Source organism: Staphylococcus sp. GDY8P47P, assembly GCF_016892225.1.
In the GTDB taxonomy this organism is placed as follows: Bacteria; Bacillota; Bacilli; order Staphylococcales; family Staphylococcaceae; genus Staphylococcus; species Staphylococcus borealis.
In genome coordinates this window covers 204,099-229,088 of sequence record NZ_JAFENV010000005.1, presented here as the reverse complement: position 1 = coordinate 229,088, position 24,990 = coordinate 204,099, and the positions used below count along the sequence as shown (strand labels likewise).

Annotated in this window: 24 protein-coding genes; 20 read left to right on the top strand and 4 right to left on the bottom strand. The window is 34.3% G+C overall.

The window, feature by feature from the left end; genetic code table 11:
* Window positions 1-222 precede the first annotated feature (222 nt).
* Complete coding sequence (locus JVV30_RS01220) at window positions 223-1,152, bottom strand: glycerophosphodiester phosphodiesterase family protein (RefSeq protein ID WP_053029161.1); 930 nt, start codon at window positions 1,150-1,152, stop codon at window positions 223-225.
* 166 nt (window positions 1,153-1,318) lie between these two features.
* On the opposite strand from JVV30_RS01220, the gene JVV30_RS01215 reads away from it, so the two are divergent.
* Window positions 1,319-1,570, top strand: coding sequence for a DUF2129 domain-containing protein (locus JVV30_RS01215; RefSeq protein WP_070855416.1), 252 nt, complete (start codon window positions 1,319-1,321; stop codon window positions 1,568-1,570).
* Window positions 1,571-1,668: 98 nt separating this feature from the next.
* On the opposite strand, the gene JVV30_RS01210 is transcribed toward JVV30_RS01215, so the two are convergent.
* Window positions 1,669-2,058: a DUF7147 family protein gene (locus JVV30_RS01210; protein ID WP_070855418.1), complete on the bottom strand. Its 390-nt coding sequence runs from the start codon at window positions 2,056-2,058 to the stop codon at window positions 1,669-1,671.
* Window positions 2,059-2,127: 69 nt separating this feature from the next.
* Between JVV30_RS01210 and rsmD the strand changes: the two genes are divergently transcribed.
* Window positions 2,128-2,679 (top strand): 16S rRNA (guanine(966)-N(2))-methyltransferase RsmD, encoded by a 552-nt coding sequence (rsmD, locus tag JVV30_RS01205; protein WP_070855419.1) that lies wholly within the window; start codon window positions 2,128-2,130, stop codon window positions 2,677-2,679.
* Window positions 2,672-3,157: a pantetheine-phosphate adenylyltransferase gene (coaD, locus tag JVV30_RS01200; protein WP_016930718.1), complete on the top strand. Its 486-nt coding sequence runs from the start codon at window positions 2,672-2,674 to the stop codon at window positions 3,155-3,157. The genes rsmD and coaD overlap by 8 nt, the downstream gene beginning before the upstream one ends.
* A 101-nt stretch (window positions 3,158-3,258) precedes the next feature.
* Here coaD and JVV30_RS01195 read toward each other — a convergent pair whose 3' ends face one another.
* Entirely contained in the window at window positions 3,259-4,401 is a 1,143-nt protein-coding gene (locus JVV30_RS01195) for a nucleotidyltransferase (protein ID WP_016930717.1), read from the bottom strand.
* 126 nt (window positions 4,402-4,527) lie between these two features.
* Here JVV30_RS01195 and JVV30_RS01190 point away from each other — a divergent pair, with 126 nt between their 5' ends.
* The 5 genes from JVV30_RS01190 to pheT all read left to right on the top strand — a co-directional run bounded on the left by JVV30_RS01190 (window position 4,528) and on the right by pheT (window position 10,109).
* On the top strand, window positions 4,528-5,082 hold the full coding sequence (locus JVV30_RS01190; RefSeq protein ID WP_016930716.1) for a YceD family protein: 555 nt from the start codon (window positions 4,528-4,530) through the stop codon (window positions 5,080-5,082).
* A gap of 82 nt (window positions 5,083-5,164) precedes the next feature.
* The gene (rpmF, locus tag JVV30_RS01185) at window positions 5,165-5,338 is read left to right on the top strand and encodes a 50S ribosomal protein L32 (RefSeq protein WP_002435373.1); all 174 of its coding nucleotides are present in this window, start codon (window positions 5,165-5,167) and stop codon (window positions 5,336-5,338) included.
* A 205-nt stretch (window positions 5,339-5,543) separates the two neighbouring features.
* On the top strand, window positions 5,544-6,284 hold the full coding sequence (locus JVV30_RS01180) for a TrmH family RNA methyltransferase (RefSeq protein ID WP_016930715.1): 741 nt from the start codon (window positions 5,544-5,546) through the stop codon (window positions 6,282-6,284).
* Window positions 6,285-6,648: 364 nt separating this feature from the next.
* On the top strand, window positions 6,649-7,707 hold the full coding sequence (pheS, locus tag JVV30_RS01175) for a phenylalanine--tRNA ligase subunit alpha (protein ID WP_016930714.1): 1,059 nt from the start codon (window positions 6,649-6,651) through the stop codon (window positions 7,705-7,707).
* Window positions 7,707-10,109, top strand: coding sequence for a phenylalanine--tRNA ligase subunit beta (pheT, locus tag JVV30_RS01170; protein WP_016930713.1), 2,403 nt, complete (start codon window positions 7,707-7,709; stop codon window positions 10,107-10,109). The genes pheS and pheT overlap by 1 nt, the downstream gene beginning before the upstream one ends.
* 220 nt (window positions 10,110-10,329) lie before the next feature.
* Here pheT and rnhC read toward each other — a convergent pair whose 3' ends face one another.
* Window positions 10,330-11,262 (bottom strand): ribonuclease HIII, encoded by a 933-nt coding sequence (gene rnhC / locus JVV30_RS01165; protein WP_016930712.1) that lies wholly within the window; start codon window positions 11,260-11,262, stop codon window positions 10,330-10,332.
* Between the two features lie 277 nt (window positions 11,263-11,539).
* Here rnhC and zapA point away from each other — a divergent pair, with 277 nt between their 5' ends.
* The 12 genes from zapA to JVV30_RS01105 all read left to right on the top strand — a co-directional run bounded on the left by zapA (window position 11,540) and on the right by JVV30_RS01105 (window position 24,790).
* Complete coding sequence (gene zapA, locus JVV30_RS01160) at window positions 11,540-11,806, top strand: cell division protein ZapA (RefSeq protein ID WP_016930711.1); 267 nt, start codon at window positions 11,540-11,542, stop codon at window positions 11,804-11,806.
* Window positions 11,807-12,328, top strand: coding sequence for a CvpA family protein (locus JVV30_RS01155; protein WP_016930710.1), 522 nt, complete (start codon window positions 11,807-11,809; stop codon window positions 12,326-12,328).
* Window positions 12,329-12,402: 74 nt separating this feature from the next.
* A complete protein-coding gene (polX, locus tag JVV30_RS01150) occupies window positions 12,403-14,115 on the top strand; it encodes a DNA polymerase/3'-5' exonuclease PolX (RefSeq protein WP_016930709.1) in 1,713 nt (570 codons plus the stop codon).
* 9 nt (window positions 14,116-14,124) lie between these two features.
* A complete protein-coding gene (locus tag JVV30_RS01145) occupies window positions 14,125-16,476 on the top strand; it encodes an endonuclease MutS2 (RefSeq protein WP_204193095.1) in 2,352 nt (783 codons plus the stop codon).
* A 195-nt stretch (window positions 16,477-16,671) separates the two neighbouring features.
* Complete coding sequence (gene trxA / locus JVV30_RS01140) at window positions 16,672-16,986, top strand: thioredoxin (RefSeq protein ID WP_011276093.1); 315 nt, start codon at window positions 16,672-16,674, stop codon at window positions 16,984-16,986.
* Between the two features lie 96 nt (window positions 16,987-17,082).
* Window positions 17,083-18,870: an excinuclease ABC subunit UvrC gene (gene uvrC / locus JVV30_RS01135; protein WP_049395075.1), complete on the top strand. Its 1,788-nt coding sequence runs from the start codon at window positions 17,083-17,085 to the stop codon at window positions 18,868-18,870.
* Window positions 18,871-19,254: 384 nt separating this feature from the next.
* Entirely contained in the window at window positions 19,255-19,869 is a 615-nt protein-coding gene (locus tag JVV30_RS01130; protein ID WP_053029174.1) for a succinate dehydrogenase cytochrome b558 subunit, read from the top strand.
* 124 nt (window positions 19,870-19,993) lie between these two features.
* The gene (gene sdhA / locus JVV30_RS01125) at window positions 19,994-21,760 is read left to right on the top strand and encodes a succinate dehydrogenase flavoprotein subunit (RefSeq protein WP_053029175.1); all 1,767 of its coding nucleotides are present in this window, start codon (window positions 19,994-19,996) and stop codon (window positions 21,758-21,760) included.
* Complete coding sequence (sdhB, locus tag JVV30_RS01120) at window positions 21,760-22,608, top strand: succinate dehydrogenase iron-sulfur subunit (RefSeq protein ID WP_053029176.1); 849 nt, start codon at window positions 21,760-21,762, stop codon at window positions 22,606-22,608. The genes sdhA and sdhB overlap by 1 nt, the downstream gene beginning before the upstream one ends.
* Before the next feature lie 275 nt (window positions 22,609-22,883).
* Window positions 22,884-23,684, top strand: a complete 801-nt coding sequence (gene racE, locus JVV30_RS01115) for a glutamate racemase (protein WP_204193091.1) — start codon at window positions 22,884-22,886, stop codon at window positions 23,682-23,684.
* Window positions 23,685-23,699: 15 nt separating this feature from the next.
* Window positions 23,700-24,284: an XTP/dITP diphosphatase gene (locus JVV30_RS01110; protein ID WP_070855425.1), complete on the top strand. Its 585-nt coding sequence runs from the start codon at window positions 23,700-23,702 to the stop codon at window positions 24,282-24,284.
* A complete protein-coding gene (locus JVV30_RS01105; protein ID WP_204193088.1) occupies window positions 24,281-24,790 on the top strand; it encodes a YfcE family phosphodiesterase in 510 nt (169 codons plus the stop codon). The genes JVV30_RS01110 and JVV30_RS01105 overlap by 4 nt, the downstream gene beginning before the upstream one ends.
* Window positions 24,791-24,990 lie beyond the last annotated feature (200 nt).

Below are 24,990 nucleotides of genomic sequence, written 5' to 3'. Positions count from 1 at the left end.
AGAAGGCGCTTAAATCAAGCTTTTCTCAGTTCTAGTCATCCTTGCGGGCGGGGCCCCAGCAAAGAGAATTTCATCAAGAAATTCTACAAGCAAAGCAAGTTGGGAGTCGGGGCCCCAAAAAAGAGAATTTCATTAAGAAATTCTACAAGCAAAGCAAGCTGGGAGCGGACTACGAATTCAAAAGAATTCTGTCCACTCCCATTTACATTATCTTAAAGTATTTTATTTATTGTTTTGAAGGCTTGCTTTAAATTGTTGACCTAAATCAGGACGGTCAGTCACTAATGTATGAACCCCTTTACGATATAAATCAACCATCAAGTCAGTACTATTGATGCCGTAAAAACCAGGTACAATATTTAAAACATTTAACCATTGAATGAAACGTTTAGAAGTTAAGGGAATGCCTTTAAATTGCGTAGGCATTTGAAATGTATCAGCAACAGGTTGATATGTGTTACCTAATCCAGTGTTAAACTTAATAAAGCCTTCTGCTACTTCCTTTTGACTCGCACCAATCGCTACTTGGCCATTGCTTATCTTTCTAAAACGATCATTTTGTTCTTTATAAAAACTAGTTACAAGTACGCGATCTTGTGCGTCGTTATTAATGATATCTTCATACATTTTTGTAGGTGCAACGGTTCCTTCATAGCTATCAGGTGCGTCTTTCAAATCAACATTAATATACATGTTGGGATACATTTTTAACAGCTCATCAAAAGTTAAAATTTTAGCTTCATTATGACCACGATATGGGAATAAACCATTTATATCTTTGAAATGATAACCAGCATCTAAGCGTTTCAATTCTGCAACACTATGGTCGCTCACTTTGCCAGAACCATTTGTAGTACGATCTACAGTTGCATCATGGAAGACGATTAATTTTTCATCTTTAGTCAGTCGAACATCCGTTTCAAAACCATCCAAGTTGTATGCAACGGCGTTATCAAATGCTAATTGAGTTTGTTCAGGTCTTACCGCCATGCCACCTCTATGAGCAAAGATATATGGTGCTTGACCACTAAAGAACTTAGGTATTTCCTTCGTATGTTCTGTTTTATTGCTTTTATTTATAAAAAATAAGCTACCTAAAAAACTAACACTCGCTAAACTTAAATTAAGCGCCCATCTTTTTTTATTCGTCATTTATAACGCCTCCTCGTAATTATTGAACTAAGCGTACCAAACTTTGCACTAACGCAAAAGTAAATAGATATTTAATCAACAGGTATGCAAGATATCGTTTTAAGGATTTTATAAAATAAATAGACATGGTATAGTTATTATGCATAATAAATGGAGTGTGTATAGTATGGAATTAATTCCTAGAGTGAGTTTGATTATCTATTTAAAACATATTAAACATGAACGTCAAATTAGAAAGTATGGTCATATCATTTATACAAATAAACAACGTAAATATGTAGTGTTGTATGTTAATGAGAACGACGCAGACGCAATTGTTCATAAATTAATGAAACTTAAGTATGTTGTTGATATAGACGGATCACCTTATAAATATTTGAAAAAAACATACGAGAAAGAAAAGCATGAAATGTTATAAATCGTTATTTAAATTATTATTTTAAATCGCGACAATTACAATCATCGGATGTCTCATTTTAGTGGTTCTCTGACTACATAATGACAAAGCTTACGTTGTTACTGCATAGGTGGAATCCAATTTTGTAGTCGTAAGACACTAATTAAATATTTAAAATATTGGTCCAAAGTGTGGAACGCTTCTGGTGGTTGTACATCTACGCCCAATATAGGGATATTATATTGATTTGCTTGATTATTTATGAGTTCAAATTTTTTATTACTGTTAGGATATGGATATTTAAGTGCATTAAGCATGATGTACATTGCCTGGAAATGATTGCCTGAAGTAGGGTTCATAATCAACGCTACTGACGAAAGTTGTTTTGAAGATTGTGGTGTATGAAAATACACTATTTTATTGATTCGAAGATGATTGTATTCGATTAATGTATTAAATTCAAATAGGTCTGTTAATCCTTCACCTAAAACAATAAATGACTGTTTCATAATATAATCTTTCTCCTTTTTACAACAAATTATAATAAATAACCTAGAGAAATGGAAGTGTAAGTCAAGATGAGAGTTATTGCTGGTAAACATAAAAGTAAAGCACTAGAAAGTTTAGAAGGTCGTAATACACGTCCAACTATGGATAAAGTAAAGGAAGGGATTTTTAATAGTTTACAAGACGTACACGGTTTGGGATTAGACCTGTTCGCCGGAAGTGGCGCATTAGGTATCGAAGCATTATCTCGTGGTATGGAGAAGGTCATTTTTGTCGACCAAAATTTTAAAGCTGTTAAAGTAATCCAAGCAAATTTAAAGCAATTAGATTTACGTGAACAATCGGAAGTTTACAAAAACAATGCGGATCGAGCATTAAAAGCTTTGAAAAAACGAGACATTCAATTTGACTATATCTTCCTTGACCCACCATACAATAAAGGATTAATTGATAAAGCTTTGGAGCAGATTGCAGAGTTTAATTTATTAAAAGAAAATGGTATCATCATTTGTGAGTTTAGCAACCATGAACAAATCAACACAAATGGATTCAAAGTGATTAAACAATATCACTATGGTCTTACTGATACTTTGTTATTAGAAAAAGGAGAGCAAAATGGCTAAAACGAAAGCAGTCATTCCAGGTAGTTTTGATCCTATTACATATGGACACATTGATATTATCGAGCGTAGTGCAGGGCGCTTTGATGAATTGCATATTTGTGTGCTAAAGAATAGTAATAAAACTGGAACGTTTAATATTGATGAGCGAATGGCATTAATAGAAGAATCTGTTAAACACTTATCTAATGTTCAAGTACATAATTATAACGGCTTGTTAGTAGATTTTTGTGATAAAATCGGTGCTCAAACAATCATTAGAGGACTAAGAGCAGTTAGTGATTTTGAGTACGAATTACGTTTAACATCAATGAATAAGAAATTAAATAGTAATGTAGAGACGATGTATATGATGACAAGTACGAACTACTCTTTTATAAGTTCAAGCGTTGTAAAAGAAGTGGCACAATATAAAGCTGATATTTCAGATTTTGTACCACCTAATGTAGAGAAAGCTTTGAAAGAAAAGTTTAAAAAATAATAGTTGAGGGAGTGAGACAGAATTCTTTTTTAGATTCATCGTCCCACCCCCGCAAAGATGACTAGAACTGAGAAGTTATTTTGATTAAGCTTTTCTCATTTCTAGTCATCTTTGTTAATTATAACAGGTGTATTAAAATCATTAGCTTCCTTACCAGATATTAAATTATAAATATGTGTCGCTTTAATTTCATTTTCAAATAAAGTGGCCGTCTTCTTATTTACATTTGTCACATAAGAACGATTTGGGAATTTCTTTTTTAAACACTTTAAATATTGTTGGCCTTGAGGTGTCATTCCTAAAATACGTACGGCCTCAATATCCTCTTTGAACGCATCTTTCTTTATGTTCAACAATAATTGCATCAATACACGTTGAATATGCGTATATGTGAAACGCTTGGTCTTAACTAATGACATCAATGTGTCAAAATCTGGTGCACTTTGAATATTTGCTTTAAGTCGGTGTTCAAAGCCTTCGGACATTGTATAAATTTGTGACAATTCTGTAGAAGAACGACTCAAAATATTATATTTAATAAAATTAAATGTCTGTTGCTTTAAAAGGTGTGGTTTCTCATATAGGCAAGTTATATTGGATGGTACAACATCCTTCCAAATATGATTGTTATTTATTAAGGCCCGTCTTATAGCTGAGCCACTTGCAAATGTGTCATGTTTAATGTCTTGATCATGATGCGTGGCAGATTGGCGTTGAATAGCAATTTTATTAATCGTCGGATCAATGGTATTGATTGCCTTTATGTATGCGACACCTAGTATATTATTCGGTGAGCGTAAGACATCGGGGTCTTCAACCAAGTCATCAATAATTTTGGCATAATGTTTGCCTTGCTTAATTAAATCTTGAAAAAGTGATGACTGCTCAAGTGCGTTGATGTTTGTTGCTACCTTTTCAAGGCGTGCAAGATTATCAATTTCACTGCCAAATGCGATCGTATCAATATCTAAATAGTGAGCGACTTTAATTGCAAATGTTGCAAAATAATCACTAGATGATAGGCTGGCAATGGTTGGGAGTTCAACGACTAAATCAACACCTGATAAAGCCATCTTAGTACGTAAAAATTTGTTGTAGATTGCGGGTTCGCCACGCATAACGAAATTGCCACTCATGATTGCAATAGCGATTTCAGCATTAGACTGTATCTTAGATTGTTGGGCATGATATAAGTGACCGTTATGGAATGGATTATATTCTGAAATCAGTCCAACACTTTTCATTTGCAATTCATCCTCTCAGTATTCATTATTAGTATTGTAACAGAAGAAAGTATGTTAAGAAAAAATCTTGACAACTTATACTTGTAAAGTTAAAATAAATTTTGTGTTTGTTAGAGGTGAAGCCATATGAAATGGTCAATAACGCAATTAAGAAAATATCAAGATAAACCATTTGAATTTAATCAAACGGCGAATTTTGAACATTTAATAGAACCCTTAGGCTTGATTGATTTATCAGAAATCAATGTTGAAGGTGAATTAACCGTTAAATCAAATGAAGTTATTGCAGATATGCATTTAACTGGAACGTATACAATGCCTTGTGCACGTACGCTTGTACCTGTAGAAGTTCCTTTAGACGTGCGTACATCTGAAATATTTGATTTAGAAGGTTATGATAGTTATACCGATGAAGAAGTTGAAGAAGATGAACATTATCATCTAGCGACTGATGGTATGATTAACATTCGAAACATTGCTAAAGAATTGGTTATCATTGAGAAACCGATGAGAGCATATTCTGAGAATAGCGATCAAATGCTTACAGAAGGTAATGGTTGGGAAGTTATTGACGAAGATCAAATGATCGAACTTGAAAAAGAAAAAGACAATAATAATTCCCAAACGCAACAAGTTGATCCTAGGCTTCAAAAATTACAACAATTATACGATAAAGAGTAATAGCAGGTTGTTTTAAATTATTGTATAATGATTTAATGACCTAACACTTAAGATATGTGTTTAATATTAAGGAGGATATATCATGGCAGTACCAAAAAGAAGAACGTCTAAAACTAGAAAAAACAAACGTCGTACTCACTTCAAAATTTCAGTACCTGGTATGACTGAATGCCCAAGCTGTGGCGAATACAAATTATCTCACCGCGTATGTAAAAACTGTGGTTCTTACAATGGTGAAGAAGTCGTTTCTAAATAATCGACGTATGAATTTGAAGGAAGCATGAACAATTTTTATTTTGTTCATTGCTTCCTTTTTTTATCGATAATTAAAGCGTTAAATACAATGTGCTTTAAAATGTAATGAATTTACGCATTATATAAAAGGCTTCATTATAATCAATTCGATTATGTTAATATAAATGTGTAAACAAAACAATCTAGTTACAATAATGGAGATAATTATGGAACAAATTACGTCAGCTCAAAATAATAAAATAAAAAATGCGAATAAATTAAAGAAAAAACGAGATCGAGATAAAACAGGACAAGCACTTATTGAAGGCATTCATCTTATTGACGAAGCATACCATAGCGGCATCGTGATTAAACAATTATTTGTGATTGAACCAAGTAGAACAGATGAGTCACTTATAGATTACGCGGAAGAAACGTATGAAATTAATATGAAAGTGGCTGAATCACTATCCGGTACGATTACACCGCAAGGATTTTTCGCTGTAATTGAAAAGCCAGAATATGACATTAACCAAGCCAAACAAGTATTGTTAATTGATAGAATTCAAGATCCAGGGAATCTAGGGACTTTGATTCGAACATCTGATGCAGCAGGCATTGATTTAATTGTTATGGAAAAGGGCACGGCTGACCCTTATCAAGATAAAGTTTTACGCGCAAGTCAAGGCAGTGTCTTCCATATCCCAGTAATTACTACAGATTTGAAGACGTTTATAACTGACTTTAACGGGCCTGTGTATGGTACGGCACTTGAAAATGCACAACCTTATAAAGAAGTAGCTTCTCAAGAAATGTTTGCTTTATTACTAGGTAATGAAGGCGAAGGCGTTAACAAAGCATTGTTAAATGAAACTACACAAAATTTAACAATCCCGATTTATGGTAAAGCGGAAAGTTTGAATGTAGCCATCGCAGGTAGTATATTACTTTATCATTTGAAAGGTTGACCCTGAGAATTAAAATCGGCTATACTTAGAGATACACAACGAATAATGTAAATTGGTAAATCAATGCATAAAAATTAAAAATATAACCGATAAAAAGACTTTAACTAATAGAACGTGTTGTACAGGGAGAGTGAACGTGACTGGAATTCACTCCAACACGAATTAGTTTCTTTCATCTTTTTGGTTACTTAAAGAAATTTAAGTCGGAGTATGTCTTCGTTAACAACGTTTGCAAGTGTATGCGTAAGCATAAATTTGGGTGGTACCACGGAAAGACTTTCGTCCCAGTTATTGGGATGGAAGTCTTTTTTTATGAATAAAATAGTAAAACACAAAGTGAACATAAAATGAGAGGTGTAAGTCAATGACTCAAAACGATTCTATGGCTGATTTAAAACAACAAGCACTTGTTGATATTAATGAAGCTCAAAATGAACGCGAATTACAAGATGTAAAAGTTAAATATTTAGGTAAAAAAGGCTCAGTAAGTGGCTTGATGAAAAACATGAAAGATTTACCAAATGAAGAAAAGCCAGCATATGGGCAAAAAGTGAATGAATTACGTCAAACCATTCAAACTGAATTAGACGAAAAACAAACACTTCTAAAAAATGAAAAACTAAATCAACAATTAGCAGAAGAGACCATTGATGTGACCTTGCCAAGTCGTCAAATCAGTATTGGCTCTAAACATCCTTTAACACGAACAGTAGAAGAAATTGAAGATTTATTCTTAGGATTAGGTTATGAAATTGTTGATGGTTATGAAGTAGAACAAGATTATTATAACTTTGAAGCATTAAATTTACCTAAATCGCATCCAGCACGTGATATGCAAGATAGTTTCTACATCACTGATGAAATCCTGATGCGCACACATACATCTCCTGTACAAGCACGTACAATGGAAAAACGTAATGGACAAGGACCAGTTAAAATTATTTGTCCTGGTAAAGTTTACCGTCGTGATTCAGATGATGCGACACACAGTCATCAATTTACTCAAATTGAAGGATTGGTAGTTGATAAAAATATCAAAATGAGTGACTTGAAAGGAACATTAGAATTAGTAGCGAAAAAATTATTTGGTGCAGACCGTGAAATTCGATTACGTCCTAGCTACTTCCCATTCACTGAACCTTCTGTTGAAGTGGATGTATCATGTTTCAAATGTAAAGGTAAAGGCTGTAACGTATGTAAACATACAGGATGGATTGAAATTTTAGGTGCGGGTATGGTACATCCAAATGTACTTGAAATGGCCGGTTTCGATTCAAATGAATATTCTGGTTTCGCATTTGGTATGGGGCCTGATCGAATCGCTATGTTGAAATACGGCATTGAAGATATTCGTCATTTCTATACAAATGATGTTCGATTCCTTGAGCAATTTAAAGCTGTTGAAGATAGAGGTGAAGCATAATGTTGATTTCAAATGAATGGTTAAAAGATTACGTTAACGCAAATGTATCGGTTGAAGATTTAGCTGAGCGTATTACCCGTACAGGGATTGAAGTGGATGACATTATTGATTATACAAAAGATATTAAAAATTTAGTGGTTGGTTATGTTCAATCAAAAGAAAAACATCCCGATGCAGATAAATTAAATATTTGCCAAGTAGACATTGGTGAAGAAGAAGCGGTTCAAATCGTATGTGGTGCACCGAATATAGATGCCGGTCAACATGTTATTGTAGCGAAAGTGGGTGGTCGCTTACCAGGAGGCATTAAAATTAAGCGCGCTAAATTACGTGGTGAACGTTCCGAAGGTATGATTTGTTCATTACAAGAGATTGGTATTTCAAGCAATGTAGTACCTAAAGCATATGAGAATGGGATTTTTGTTTTTCCTAATGAAGTTGAACCAGGTACAGATGCTTTAACTGCATTATATTTAAATGACCAAGTAATGGAATTTGATTTAACACCAAACCGTGCTGATGCATTAAGTATGGTTGGTACAGCTTACGAAGTGGCAGCGTTATATCAAACTGAAATGACGAAACCGTCAACTGAAAGTAATGAAATTGCAACTTCTGCATTAGATGAATTATCAGTTACAATTGATAACCCTGAAAAGGTGCCGTATTATAGTGCGCGTGTTGTTAAAAATGTAACCATCGCACCATCTCCAATATGGATGCAAGCACGTTTAATTAAAGCAGGTATTCGTCCAATTAATAACGTTGTTGATATTTCAAACTATGTATTATTAGAATATGGCCAACCATTACACATGTTTGACCAAGACCATATCGGTTCTCAAGACATTGTCGTACGCCAAGCTAAAGATAAAGAAGTAATGACAACATTAGATAATACTGAACGCACATTAGTGGACACTGATATCGTTATTTCGAATGGGCAAGAACCTATCGCATTAGCTGGTGTAATGGGTGGAGACTTCTCAGAGGTAACAGACCAAACGACCAATGTAGTGATTGAAGGCGCAATATTCGATCCAGTTTCAATTCGTCATACTTCACGCCGTTTAAATTTACGTAGTGAAGCTTCTAGTCGCTTCGAGAAAGGTATTGCAACAGAATTTGTCGATGAAGCGGTCGACAGAGCATGTTACTTATTACAAGAATATGCTTCTGGTGAAGTACTACAAGATAGAGTATCAGCAGGTGACTTAGGTTCATTTGTGACACCAATTGATATTACAGCTGATAAAGTGAATCAAACGATTGGTTTTGATTTATCAAGCGATGAAATTAAAGCAATCTTTGAACAATTAGGATTTGATACGCAACAAAATGATGATACATTAACGGTTAATGTACCGTCACGTCGTAAAGATATTTCAATTAAAGAAGACTTAATTGAAGAAGTTGCACGTATTTACGGTTACGATGAAATCCCTTCATCATTACCGATTTTCGGAGAAGTTACAAGTGGAGAATTAACAGATCGTCAACATAAAACTCGTACAGTTAAAGAAACGCTTGAAGGTGCTGGATTAAACCAAGCAATCACATATTCATTAGTGTCTAAAGAACATGCGAAAGACTTTGCATTACAAGAACGTCCAACTATCAGTTTATTAATGCCGATGAGTGAAGCACACGCAACGTTACGTCAAAGTTTATTACCACATTTAATTGAGGCAACTGCATATAATGTCGCACGTAAAAATAAAGATGTGAGATTATATGAAATTGGTCGTGTTTTCTTTGGCAATGGTGAAGGAGAGCTTCCAGATGAAGTTGAATATCTAAGTGGTATTTTAACAGGAGAATATGTTGTTAATGCTTGGCAAGGTAAAAAAGAAGAAATTGATTTCTTTATCGCCAAAGGTGTTGTAGACCGAGTAGCTGAAAAATTAAACTTAGAATTGAGCTATAAAGCAGGAGAAATTAAAGGTTTACACCCAGGGCGCACAGCAATTGTGTCGTTAGAAGGCAAAGAAATTGGCTTTATTGGTGAATTGCATCCACAAGTTGCTGCTGATAATGATTTAAAACGTACGTATGTGTTCGAATTAAATTATGATGCAATGATGGACGTAGCAGTAGGATACATTAATTACGCGCCAATTCCTAGATTCCCTGGCGTAACACGTGATATTGCGTTAGAAGTCAATCATGAAGTGCCATCTTCAGAATTGAAACAAACCATTCATGATAATGGTGAGGATATCTTACAAAGTACATTAGTATTTGATGTTTATGAAGGTGAACATTTAGAAGAAGGTAAAAAATCAATAGCAATTCGTTTGAATTATTTAGATACTGAAGATACATTAACTGATGAACGCGTATCTAAAGTTCACGATAAGATTTTAGAAGCATTACAAGCACAGGGCGCTACAATTAGATAATCGTAGGAAAGGGAGCGGGACAGAAATTTAAATCAATTCATTGTCCCGCTCCCATCTTGCTTTGCGTGTATGATTTTTTAGTGAAATTCTCTTTGCTGGGGCCTCGCTAGAATGATGACTAGGTTTGAAAAATTGATTTAAGCGCATTTTCAAATCAGTCTGCTACTGTGCATTTTCAAAGTAGCTTTATCTTCTTAGTTTGTCCCAGCCTTTTTAATGTTTATTGATACTTTTTAGTCACTAAATGTTGCGCTTTATCACGATTTTTAAAATGTTTCTTAGAAATCGCATCTAATGTTTCAATCCCATGTTTATCGATGATTTGCGCGGCTATCAAATCTACTTTATTGCTGGCTCCTTTAGGAATCACTTGTTTCATTTTATGTGATATATGATCCATATGTTTAACGAAAGCATATCGAGAAATAATACTCGCAGCTGCAATTGCTAATGATTTAGATTCCCCCTTAGTTTCGAATTTTGTTTTATCAGGATAGGGGAGTGCGCTTAAAGCGTAACGTTGGTAAACACCACGCACAGCAAATTGATCAATCACGATGTAGTCTAAGTCATTGCAGTCTATTTTTTGCGTTACATTTTTAATAGCTTCGTTGTGAAGTACAGCTTTCATTTTAACTTGTGACCAACCTATCACTTGTTTATCGTTATATTTGGGATTATCTAATGTTAATAAAGAATGCGGAATAAATGTGATTAATTGTTCGGCCAGTTCAATTATTTTTTGATCACTTAATTTTTTGGAATCATCCACACCTAGCGTTTTTAAAATTTGAATATGCTCTTTTGAAACATAAGCGGCACATACAGTTAAAGGTCCAAAGTAATCGCCACTACCTGCTTCGTCACTACCAATACAATTAAAATGATTATAGGCCAATGTTTGGGCAGATGATTGTTGAGACGTTGTTGGTTTGGTAGAAGAAGTAGAATGTCCTGGAAGCAACTGTTGTGCGACAGCTTCCGCATTTTTACCTTGAAACATGACTTTACCTGAATTATATATGTTAATTACAGCTTGATTATATTTCGTCCGTGCCTTCATGCCTGGAGGTAATTGTGATGTTTCAAATGTAATGTGTTGTAATAAGTCTTGGATTTCAGATTCTGATAATTTATGAACGACGTTTGCCATACGCTAGTTGACCTCACTTTTCAAAATATAATAAAACATAGATAAGCATAACATATTATGATTACACTTCAGAATAGATAACGTGTGTTAGATGTATTATTTATAACGATTCCGTAATCGCTACTTACCAAACAACATATCCTAATGTATAATTAGTTGTGATATTCTACTTTATAAATTATGTAAGAATTGCATTCAATTGAAGTACGAGACGATGTGGTTATCTACGTGTAACCATTGATAGCTTTAAGAATAAATAATGTCAGGAGTTATTGCTATGGGAGAATTTAAAAATCGAATCAATGTCACGATTAACGATCAGAATTATACCATCATTGGTGAGGACAGCCCGGAGCATATTCGTTATGTAGCACATTTAGTAGATGAAAAATTAAGAGAAATGGGACGTAAATCAACCGGATTGGACACCACTAGAAAATCAATTCTAACTGCAGTAAACATTATGCATGAAAAGGTTAAACTAGAAGAAGAAAATCGTAAATTATTACAAGAAATACAACAATTAAAGCAAAGAGAAGAATAGATGATTATTGATTTAACGATCATTATCATTATTGTATATAGTCTTATCATGGGGTATAGAAGAGGAATATGGTTAAATAGTTTACATTTATTTTCGACGATCGTGTCATTTATCATAGCACATCAATTTTACCAACGTATAAGTCAACAACTAATTGTCTTTTTACCGTTTCCAAAGACGATTGCGTATGATATGGCGTATGCATTTCATTTTAATGATTTGCAGCAACGTTTTGATAAAGTGATGGCATTTTTACTCATTGCCTCAATATGTAAGTTGATTTTATATCTTATTATAATTACTTTTGATAATATAGTGACGTATCGAATGATAAATCAAATGAGTAGACGCTTTGGTAGTTTAATTAGTGTAGTCATGGCTGTCGTTATTCTTCAGTTATTCATTTATGTGTTAGCATTGTATCCGATTGAGTGGATACAACATAGTTTACAACATGCGTACATAGGGAAACTTATCTTATTTCATACACCATTTTTCTCGTCTTACATTTTAAATTTATAATACAAAACTGATATAAGGTCAGGACAAGGCTACTTTGTTAAATGTCCTGGTCTTCTTTTTATGGAGTGATTGGAATGACAAAAAAAGATGTAATTCAATTATTAGAAAAAATTGCTATCTATATGGAATTAAATGGAGACAATACGTTTAAAGTTTCAGCATATAGAAAAGCGGCGCAAAGTTTAGAAATTGATGAGCGTCCACTTGATGAAATAGAAGATGTCACTGAGTTAAAAGGAATTGGTAAAGGTGTAGGCGATGTGATCAATGAATATCGTAATACTGGTGAATCAAGTTATTTGAAAGAATTGCAACAACTTGTTCCAGAAGGTTTAATACCATTAATGAAGATTCAGGGATTAGGTAGCAAAAAAATAGCTAAGTTATACAAAGAACTGAATATTACTGATAAAGAAAGTCTACAATCAGCTTGTGAAAGTGGGAAAGTGAGCGAACTGAGTGGTTTCGCTAAAAAAACCGAACAAAATATACTTGAAGCAGTTAAAGCTTTAGGTGCTAAAAAAGACCGTTACCCAATAGATACAATGCGTGGTTTAAATCGTATTATTATCGATTATTTGGAAACTATAGATGATATCGAGAAATATTCCGAAGCGGGTAGTTTCCGTCGATATAAAGAAATGAGTAAGGATTTAGATTATATTATCAGTACGGAGCATCCAGACAAAGTACAACAACAACTTTTAAATATACCTAATAAAGTTAAAGATGTTGCTGTTGGACAGACCAAAGTATCATTAGAGTTGACGTACGATGATGAAACGATTGGTGTAGATTTCCGACTTATCGAACCAGTTGCGTTTTACCACACATTGCAACATTTTACAGGTTCTAAAGAGCATAATATTCGCATTAGACAGATGGCCAAAGCGCGAAATGAAAAAGTAAGTGAATATGGCATTGAACAGCAAGATGGGTCATTACTACAGCTAGAGAGCGAAGAAGCGATTTATCAACATTTCGGTAGTGAATGGATAGCACCTGCGCTAAGAGAAGATGGCAGCGAATTTGATAAAGATTTAAGTCAAATGATTACTTTAGATGATATCAATGGAGATATTCATATGCATACCACTTATAGTGATGGTGCGTATTCTATCCGAGACATGATTGAGGCAAATATCAAAAAAGGCTATCAATTTATGGTGATTACTGACCATTCACAAAGCTTAAAAGTCGCTAATGGCTTACAAGTAGAACGTTTATTACGACAAAATGAAGAAATCAAAAAACTCAATCAAGCGTATTCAGAAATAGATATATATTCAGGCACAGAAATGGATATTTTGCCTGATGGTTCGTTAGATTATGATGATGAAGTGTTAGCACAACTTGATTACGTCATTGCAGCCATTCATCAAAGTTTTAACCAATCAGAAGAAGAAATTATGAAACGTTTGGAAAATGCATGTCGAAATCCATATGTTCGACACATTGCACATCCAACAGGACGTATTATTGGTCGACGAGACGGTTACAAACCGAATATCGAAAAATTAATGCATTTAGCAGAAAAAACAAATACGATAATGGAAATTAACGCAAATCCTAAACGCTTGGATTTAAATGCTGAAACAGTAAGGAAATATCCTAACGTCACATTAACAATCAATACAGACGCACATCATGTAGACCATTTAGACTTTATGAAATATGGTGTAGCAACTGCTCAAAAAGGATTTGTAAACAAAGAACGAGTAATAAACACGATGTCTCGTCAAGCATTTAAAGATTTTGTTGAGAATAATAAAAAGTTGAAGAAATAGAGGGATTGTATGAGACAAAAAACATTAGACGTCTTAGAATTTGATAAAATTAAGTCATTTGTTGCTTCTGAGACAATCAGTGACTTAGGACGTGAAAAAGTGTCTAAGATGTCTCCAGCCACAGACTTTGAAACAGTAGAATTTCAAATGAATGAGACAGATGAAATATCACAAATTTATAATAAACATCGTTTACCAAGTTTAAGTGGTTTAGCCAAAATTTCACCATTAATTCATCGAGCAACGATTGGCGGTGTACTTAATGTAACAGAACTTAATTTGGTTAAACGTTTGATACAAGTTCAGAACCAGTTTAAAACATTTTATAATCAATTGTTAGAAGAAGATGAGAACGTTGTTAAGTATCCAATTTTGAATGACAAAATGAACCAATTACCAATTTTGTCAGATCTATTTCAAGAGATAAATGAAAAATGCGATACACATGATTTGTATGATAGCGCGAGTTATGCATTACAAGGGATACGTAGCAAGATTTCAAGTACGAATCAACGCATTCGTCAAAATTTAGATCGTATCGTTAAGAGTCAGGCTAATCAGAAGAAATTATCTGATGCGATTATTACTGTAAGAAATGATCGTAATGTTATTCCAGTCAAAGCGGAATACCGACAAGATTTTAAAGGGATTGTGCATGATCAATCTGCCTCTGGTCAAACCATTTATATTGAACCGTCATCTATTGTTGAAATGAATAATCAAATTAGCCGTTTACGAAATGACGAAGCAGTTGAACGTGAGCGTATCCTGACAGAATTAACAGGTATGGTTGCTGCTGAAGCAGATGGTTGCCTAATTGCTGAATCTGTTATGGGTCAAATTGATTTTTTAACTGCTAAAGCGCGTTATGCACGTTCAATAAAGGGAACGAAACCTACATTTTTTAAAGAAAGAACGGTTTACCTACCGAATGCTTACCATCCGCTATTAAATAAAGATACGGTTGTAGCCAATACGATTGAATTTATTGATGATATTGAAACAGTAATTATTACAGGGCCTAACACAGGTGGTAAAACAGTTACATTAAAGACACTTGGTTTAATTATCGTAATGGCGCAATCAGGGTTGCTCATTCCTACTTTAGATGGTAGCCAATTAAGTGTCTTTGAAAATGTTTATTGTGATATCGGTGATGAACAATCCATTGAGCAATCATTATCAACGTTCTCTTCACACATGAAAAATATTGTTGAAATTTTGCGAGAGACTGATAAAAATAGTTTAGTATTATTTGATGAGTTAGGTGCAGGTACTGACCCAAGTGAAGGTGCGGCGTTAGCGATGAGTATCTTAGACCACGTTCGCGATATTGGCTCATTAGTCATGGCTACGACACATTATCCAGAATTGAAAGCATATAGTTATAATCGTGAAGGTGTGATGAACGCTAGCGTAGAATTCGATGTTAATACGTTAAGTCCAACTTATAAATTATTGATGGGTGTACCTGGTCGTTCAAATGCATTTGATATTTCTCGTAAATTAGGACTTAGCTTAGGTATTATTAATAAAGCTAAGACGATGATTGGGACGGACGAACAAGAAATTAATTCAATGATTGAATCTCTTGAAAAGAATTCAAAACGTGTCGATGAACAACGAATTGAATTAGATAGACTGTTAAAAGAAGCGAGAACAACGCATGATGATTTAGAACACCAATATGAACAATATAAAAATTACGAGAAGAAATTGATGGATGAAGCGAAAGAAAAAGCAAATCAACGTGTCAAATCTGCGACTAAAGAAGCGGATTCAATCTTAAAAGAATTAAGAACATTACGTGATCAAAAAGGTGCCGACGTTAAAGAACATGAGCTTATCGATAAGAAGAAACAATTAGATGATCAATATGAAGCAAAATCGTTAAAACAAAATGTTCAAAAACAAAAATATGATGAAATCCATGCAGGTGACGAGGTTAAAGTGTTATCGTATGGTCAAAAAGGTGAAGTCTTAGAACTCGTAAGTGAAGAAGAAGCAGTGGTTCAAATGGGTATCATTAAAATGAAATTACCTATTGAAGATCTTGAAAAGACTAAAAAGAAAAAAGAAAAACCATCTAAAATGGTCACTAGACAAAATCGTCAAACGATTAAAACAGAATTAGATTTACGTGGTTATCGTTATGAAGAAGCAGTAGGCGAATTAGATCAATATATTGATCAAGCCGTTCTCAGCAATTATGAACAAGTTTATATTATTCATGGTAAAGGCACTGGGGCACTTCAAAAAGCCGTTCAAAACCACTTGAAGAAACATAAAAGTGTGAAATCGTATCGTGGTGGTATGCCAAGTGAGGGCGGCTTTGGCGTAACAGTTGCTGAACTTAAATAAGTTACATTGACGTCTAAGCAGTGTTGTTGATTTTTTTAGAAAATAACGTACAATTAAGCCAGTGAAAATAAAATAAGATGAATGAGATTTGATAATTATTGACAGATCATTAGTAAATGAGCAACGTCGATGCACGTGCCACTAAAGTCTGTTATAATTTGCTCATCATTCAAAATTTAAGGAGGATTGGCATTTATGGCAATCGTAAAAGTAACGGATTCAAACTTTGATGAAAATATTCAATCAGGCGTTAAATTAGTAGATTTCTGGGCAACTTGGTGTGGACCTTGTAAAATGATCGCACCTGTATTAGAAGAATTAGCTGGAGACTACGATGGTAAAGCTGATATTTTAAAATTAGATGTTGATGAAAACCCATCAACAGCAGCTAAATTTGAAGTAATGAGTATCCCAACTTTAATCGTATTTAAAGATGGTGAACCAGTTGATAAAGTAGTAGGTTTCCAACCTAAAGAAAACTTAGCTGAAGTATTAGATAAACACCTATAAGAACAATCTAAACATAAATGAGACTGGGGCATTACATAAATGTAATCGCTCCGTCTTTTTTATATGTAGTCAATCTCTTAGGAAGGAGGGGATACATTGTCAGACTACAAAACTAAAATAAAAGATAAATTAAGTGTAGTTCCTTTTGAACCGGGTTGTTACTTAATGAAAGATCGGAATGACCAAGTGATTTATGTTGGTAAAGCGAAACGTTTAAGAAATAGATTGCGTTCCTATTTTACCGGTGCACATGATGCGAAAACAACAAGATTAGTAGGAGAAATCCGAAATTTTGAATTTATAGTCACTTCAAGTGAAACAGAATCCCTACTTTTAGAACTAAACTTAATTAAACAGTATCAACCTCGCTATAATATTTTATTAAAAGATGACAAGAGCTATCCTTTTATAAAAATCACTAAAGAGAAACACCCTAAGTTAATTGTTACACGTACCGTAAAAAAAGGAACTGGAAAATATTTTGGACCATATCCTAATGCTTATTCAGCACAAGAGACGAAAAAATTATTAGACCGCATTTATCCATTTAGAAAATGTGACAAAATGCCAGATAAATTATGTCTTTATTACCATATCGGACAATGTATGGGACCATGTGTTTATGATGTAGATCAACAAGCCTATGCACAAATGACTCGTGAAATAAGTGACTTTTTAAATGGAGAAGATAAAACCATTCTCAAAAATTTAGAGGATCGTATGATGGATGCGAGTGAAAAATTAGACTTTGAACGTGCGAAAGAGTATCGCGATTTAATACAACATATTCATAATTTAACTAAAAAACAAAAAATTATGTCGTCAGATAACACGATTAGAGATGTGTTTGGTTATAGTGTTTCTAAAGGATGGATGTGTATTCAAGTATTCTTCATTCGACAAGGGAATTTGATACAAAGAGATGCGACAATGATTCCTTTACAACAACAAACTGAAGAAGAGGAATTCTATACATTTATAGGTCAATTCTATAGCTTAAATCAACATATTCTGCCCAAAGAAGTGCATGTTCCTAAACATTTAGATAAGACTATGATTCAATCCGTAGTTGATACTAAAATTGTTCAACCGGCGCGTGGTGCTAAAAAAGAAATGGTAGATTTGGCTAATCATAATGCCGAAGTTGCACTTGAAAATAAATTCGAGCTAATTGCAAAAGATGAATCTCGTACAATAAAAGCAATTGAAGAGCTCGGAGAACGAATGGGCATTCAAACACCAATCCGTATTGAAGCATTTGATAACTCAAATATTCAAGGTGTAGATCCCGTATCAGCCATGGTTACTTTTGTTGACGGTAAAGCAGATAAAAAAGGATATCGTAAGTATAAAATTAAAACGGTCGATGGACCAGATGATTACAAGTCAATGCGAGAAGTCGTTCGTCGTCGTTATACGCGTGTTTTGAATGAAGGATTGCCTTTGCCTGATTTAATTATCGTCGATGGTGGGAAGGGGCATATGTCAGGTGTATTAGATGTCCTTGAGAATGAACTAGGGTTAGACATTCCCGTTGCTGGATTAAGAAAAAATGATAAACACCAAACGTCAGAATTACTTTATGGACCACAAGCAGACGTTGTACCATTGAAAAAGAATAGTCAAGCATTTTATTTATTACATCGAATTCAAGATGAAGTTCACCGTTTTGCAATTACGTTCCATCGTCAAACACGCCAAAAAACAGGTTTACAATCTGTATTGGACACTGTTGACGGCATCGGAAGTAAACGTAAGACGCGTTTATTAAGAACGTTTGGATCGATTAAGAAAATGAAGGAAGCAAGTGTTGCCGACTTACAACAAGCAGGTTTACCTGAGAAGGTTGCACATAACTTACAACAAGCTTTGTTAGATAATTAATTAAAAAAAGGGCTATGAGAATTATTCTCATAGCCCAAAAACATATAAAAAATGTTACAATACAGTTAACAAAAAGTTTATTTTTTTAAGAAAGTATGGAAGCGTTTTCTAATTGAGAAACATTATCATCAAAGTGTTTTTAGAAATGATTAATGTAATAATTGCATTTATCATTAAAAAATAACGAACTCAATTTACTTTTTTAAGTCCTACTTGTTTACATAGTTTTGATTGGAACGACTCTTGATGAAGAAATGTCAGGATCCTTAAATAAGACAAGTACTAAATAAAATAGTAAATCGTTATGTGATATATGGACTTGATTAAATTGACTTTCTTAGAAATAAGCGATTTAAATTAATAGTTTTACAGGGGGGACTCCTTTTGGCAAAGTCTAAAAATGAATTCTACCTTAGACGTGTACACTCGTTACTAGGTATTATTCCAATTGGTGCATTCTTAATCGTTCATTTAATTGTGAACCATCAAGCAACACAAGGGGCAGAGGCTTTTAATAAGGCGGCTGGCTTTATGGAATCAATTCCGTTTTTACTCGCAGTTGAATTTTTATTAATTTACATTCCGATTTTATACCATGGTCTATATGGTATCCACATTGCATTCACAGCTAAAGAAAATATCGGCCATTACTCATTATTTAGAAACTGGATGTTCGCATTACAAAGATTCTCAGGTATTGTGACATTTATATTTATCTTCATGCATTTATGGCAAACGACAATTCAAAAATACTTCTTTGGTAAAGCAGTTGATTTTGAATTGATGCACAAAACACTTGAAAACCCACTTTGGGTCATTGTATATATCGTTTGTGTATTATGTGTTATTTTCCATTTCTCTAATGGTTTATGGTCATTCTTTGTAACATGGGGATTCTTACAATCTAAACAATCTCAACGTGTTTTCACTTGGATTTCTTTAGTTGTATTCTTAGTTCTTGGATACATTGGTGTATCAGCAATTTTCGCATTTGTATAAAACATAAATAGTAATCACATATAGTACGTTGAAATTTTTGATAAGTAATTGATTTAGGTGCTTATCATATGAGCTTACGTAAACACGTTAAGCTATCGATATATTTTAGGGGAGTGACTTTTCTATGGCAGAGAAAAAAATTATTGTTGTCGGTGGAGGACTTGCCGGTCTGATGTCAACAATTAAAGCTGCAGAACAAGGTGCGCATGTAGATTTATTCTCAATCGTACCTGTTAAACGTTCGCACTCTGTATGTGCCCAAGGTGGTATTAACGGTGCGGTAAATACCAAAGGTGAAGGGGATTCTCCTTGGATTCACTTTGATGATACAGTCTATGGTGGGGACTTCTTAGCGAACCAACCACCAGTAAAAGCTATGGCTGAAGCTGCACCATCAATTATCCATTTATTAGACCGTATGGGTGTAATGTTTAGTAGAACGAAAGAAGGTCTTTTAGACTTTAGACGTTTCGGTGGTACACTTTATCACAGAACCGCTTTTGCAGGTGCAACTACAGGGCAACAACTATTGTATGCACTTGATGAACAAGTACGTTCATTCGAAGTAGATGGACTCGTTACGAAATATGAAGGATGGGAATTCTTAGGTATAGTCAAAGATGATGAAAATGCTGCAAGAGGTATTGTTGCTCAAAACATGACCACTTCAGAAATTAAATCATTTGGATCAGATGCAGTTATCATGGCAACAGGTGGTCCGGGTATCATCTTTGGTAAGACAACAAACTCAATGATTAATACAGGATCAGCAGCATCAATTGCCTACCAACAAGGTGCTAAATATGCAAACGGAGAATTTATTCAAATTCATCCTACTGCCATTCCTGGTGACGATAAATTACGTTTAATGAGTGAGTCAGCACGTGGTGAAGGTGGTCGTATTTGGACGTACAAAGACGGTAAACCTTGGTACTTCTTAGAAGAGAAATACCCTGATTACGGTAACTTAGTTCCTCGTGATATTGCAACGCGTGAAATCTTTGATGTATGTATTAATCAGAAATTAGGTATTAACGGCGAAAACATGGTTTACCTTGACTTATCTCATAAAGATCCACATGAATTAGACGTTAAACTTGGTGGTATCATTGAAATTTATGAGAAATTCACAGGTGATGACCCACGTAAAGTACCGATGAAGATTTTCCCAGCGGTTCACTATTCAATGGGTGGTTTATATGTAGACTATGATCAAATGACAAATATTAAAGGCCTATTTGCTGCTGGTGAATGTGATTTCTCACAACATGGTGGTAACCGCTTAGGAGCGAACTCATTACTATCAGCAATCTATGGTGGTACTGTCGCAGGACCTAATGCAATTAAATATGTAGAAAATGTTGAAACAACATATACTGAATTAGATGATAGCATTTACCAAAAGCGTGTTGATGAAGAACAAGAACGTTTTGACAAATTATTAAATATGCGTGGTACTGAAAATGCATACAAACTTCACCGTGAACTTGGTGAAGTTATGACAGCGAACGTAACAGTTGTACGTGAAAATGATAAATTACTAGAAACAGACAAAAAAATCGTTGAATTAATGAAACGTTATGAAAATATTGATATGGAAGATACGCAAACATGGAGTAACCAAGCTGTATTCTTCACTCGTCAATTATGGAATATGTTAGTTTTAGCACGTGTTATTACAATTGGTGCATACAATCGTAATGAATCTCGTGGTGCGCATTACAAACCAGAATTCCCTGATCGTAATGATGATGAGTGGTTAAAAACAACATTAGCTGAATATCAAGGTAAAGAAGAAGCACCTAAATTTACTTATGAACCAGTCGATGTAAGTTTAATTCCACCACGTAAACGTGACTATACAAGTAAGTCTAAAGGAGGTAAAAAATAATGGCTGACAATCAATCAGTAAAAGAAACTCCCGAAGAACTTCGCCAAAACGATAGTAAAACAAATGAGACAGAACAACAAAAGCCAAAACAAAAATCAATTAAATTGATTATTAAACGACAAGATAATCAAGACTCTAAACCATATGAAGAAACATTCGACATTCCTTATAAAGAAAACATGAATGTGATTGCATGTCTCATGGAAATTAGACGTAACCCAGTAAATAGTAAAGGTGAAAAAACAACACCTGTTACTTGGGATATGAACTGTTTAGAGGAAGTTTGTGGTGCTTGTTCTATGGTTATCAATGGTCGTGCAAGACAATCATGTTCAGCAATCGTTGATCACCTAGAACAACCAATTCGTTTAGAACCAATGAGTACATTCCCTGTAATACGTGATTTACAAGTAGATCGTACAAGAATGTTCGATAACTTGAAACGTATGAGAGCATGGATTCCAATTGATGGTACGTATGATTTAGGACCAGGACCACGTATGCCTGAGAAAAAACGTCAAACCGCTTACGAATTGTCTAAATGTATGACTTGCGGTGTTTGTTTAGAAGTGTGTCCGAATGTTACACCTAAAAATAAATTCGTTGGTGCCCAAGCAATTTCTCAAGTTCGTTTATTCGACTTACATCCAACAGGTGCAATGACCAAAGACGAACGTTTAGATGCGTTAATGAGCGCCGGTGGTTTACAAGAATGTGGTAATTCTCAAAACTGTGTGAATGCTTGTCCTAAAGGTATTCCTTTGACAACGTCAATCGCTGCTATGAATAGAGAAACAACATTCCATATGTTTAAATCATTCTTCGGTTCAGACCATAAAGTTGATTAATACTTTTTAAATAGTTAAAGATAGCAAAAATCATAATTAGTGACAACTTAACGAATTTACAGTAGTTGATAGAACTGAGAAAATGTTTAAATCAAACTTTTCTCAGTTCTAGTCATATGTAAGGGTAGGGCAATGAATTCAAAAGAATTATGTCCTACCCCTTACTTTCTTGTTGTCATTTAAATGTGTAAAAACGTTTACTCAATCGGATTAGTCAAACTCTCAACATGTATATGGTAAAATAACTATACTATGTGTTATAAGGATGAATGAAAATGAATAAACCAATTGGTGTTATAGATTCAGGCGTAGGTGGTTTGACTGTAGCAAAAGAAATTATGCGTCAATTACCTAATGAGACAATATATTATTTAGGAGACATTGCAAGATGTCCATATGGTCCAAGACCTGGAGATGAAGTAAAAGCATTTACTACACAACTCGCTAACAAACTAATGCAGTTTGATATCAAAATGCTAGTTATAGCGTGTAATACTGCGACTGCTGTTGCATTAGAATATTTGCAACAAGTATTGCCTATTCCTGTTATTGGGGTTATTGAGCCAGGCTCCAGAACAGCTATTATGACAACTAAGAATCAAAAAGTTTTAATTCTTGGGACAGAAGGGACAATAAAATCTGAAGCGTACAGACATCATATTAAACGCATTAATCCTAATGTGCATGTATATGGCGTAGCTTGTCCTGGTTTCGTCCCGTTAGTTGAACAAATGCGCTACAATGATCCTACCATTACAGGTATTGTCATTCATCAAACGTTAAAACAATGGAGAAACACAGATGCAGATACAATAATTTTAGGTTGCACACACTATCCATTGTTATATAAACCAATTAATGATTACTTTGGAGGAGAGAAGAAAGTTATTTCCTCTGGACTAGAGACAGCGCGTGAAGTAAGTGCTTTATTAACGTTTAGTAATGAACACGCGAGTTATACGCGCCATCCAGAGCATCGATTCTTTGCTACTGGAGATACAGTACATATTAAAAATATAATTTTGCAATGGTTAAAATTAGATGTTGAAGTTGAGCGCATCAGTGTAGATGCTTAGTGAGGAGGAATTATAATGGCAGATATCGTAATCGCTACAAACAATAAAGGTAAAATTAATGACTTTAAATCTATCTTTCCCCACGATAATGTGATAGGTATAGCAGAGCTCATCGCAGATTTCGATGTAGAGGAAACTGGAACAACTTTTGAAGAAAATGCACGGTTAAAGTCAGAAGAAGCTGCAAAAGTGTTAAATAAACGTGTTATCGCAGATGACAGTGGATTAGAAGTATTTGCATTAAATGGGGAACCAGGTGTCTATTCAGCTCGATATGCCGGTCTAGATAAGAGCGATGATGCTAATATTGATAAATTATTAAAGAATTTAGATGGTATTGAACAGCGTGAGGCACAATTTGTTTGTGTCATTAGTATGAGTGCACCTAATGAGCCGACGCAAACTTTCAAAGGAACAGTATCTGGTGTAATTACGACTGAGAGACAAGGTGAGCATGGTTTCGGATATGATCCTGTATTTTATGTTCCTGAAAAAGGTAAAACCATGGCACAACTCACAACAACAGAAAAAAGTGAAATTAGTCATAGAGGTAATGCAATTAAGAAATTAAATGCTTATTTGGAGAGTGAATCAATATGACAAAGTGGCTTATCGTCAGTGACAATCATACAGAACCTGGTATTTTATACCATATTTATGAATCACATAAAGACGCTGAAATGTTACTACATTTAGGTGACTCTGAATTCGAATACAATGACACAGAGTTAAGTCTATTTAAAAGAGTAAAAGGAAATTGTGACTTTTATCCTGAATTTCCAAATGAGAAAGTTGTGGAAGCTAAAGGTATTAAAGCCTTTTATACACATGGCCATTTGTATTCAGTTAATCAAACGCGCATGCACTTAGCTGAGAAGGCTAAATCACTTGGATGTCAATTTGCTTTCTATGGTCATACTCACGTCGCAAAATATGAACACTTTAGTGGTGTACACGTTATTAACCCAGGCAGTATATCACAATCCCGCAGTAATATTGAAGAAACATTTGCAGAACTCCTCATCGATGAACAAAATATGAATGCGATTTTAAACTTTAGAAATCGTGACAACCGTATTATAGATACAATAGAATTCGAAATTTAGCAAAGAAACACTTAGGCAAAAGTCGTTGCCTAAGTGTTTTAATTATTAGATAGGATAGAATTCAACTTAAATAAGTCATGTAGGATGAAGGTATTAGATTGAGAAGTAAAAACGAACTACTTTGGAGGCTGGGACAAAAATAATATAATGAAGCTATTTTGCAAATTTCCAGTAGCTGACTGAACTGAGAAGGCGCTTAA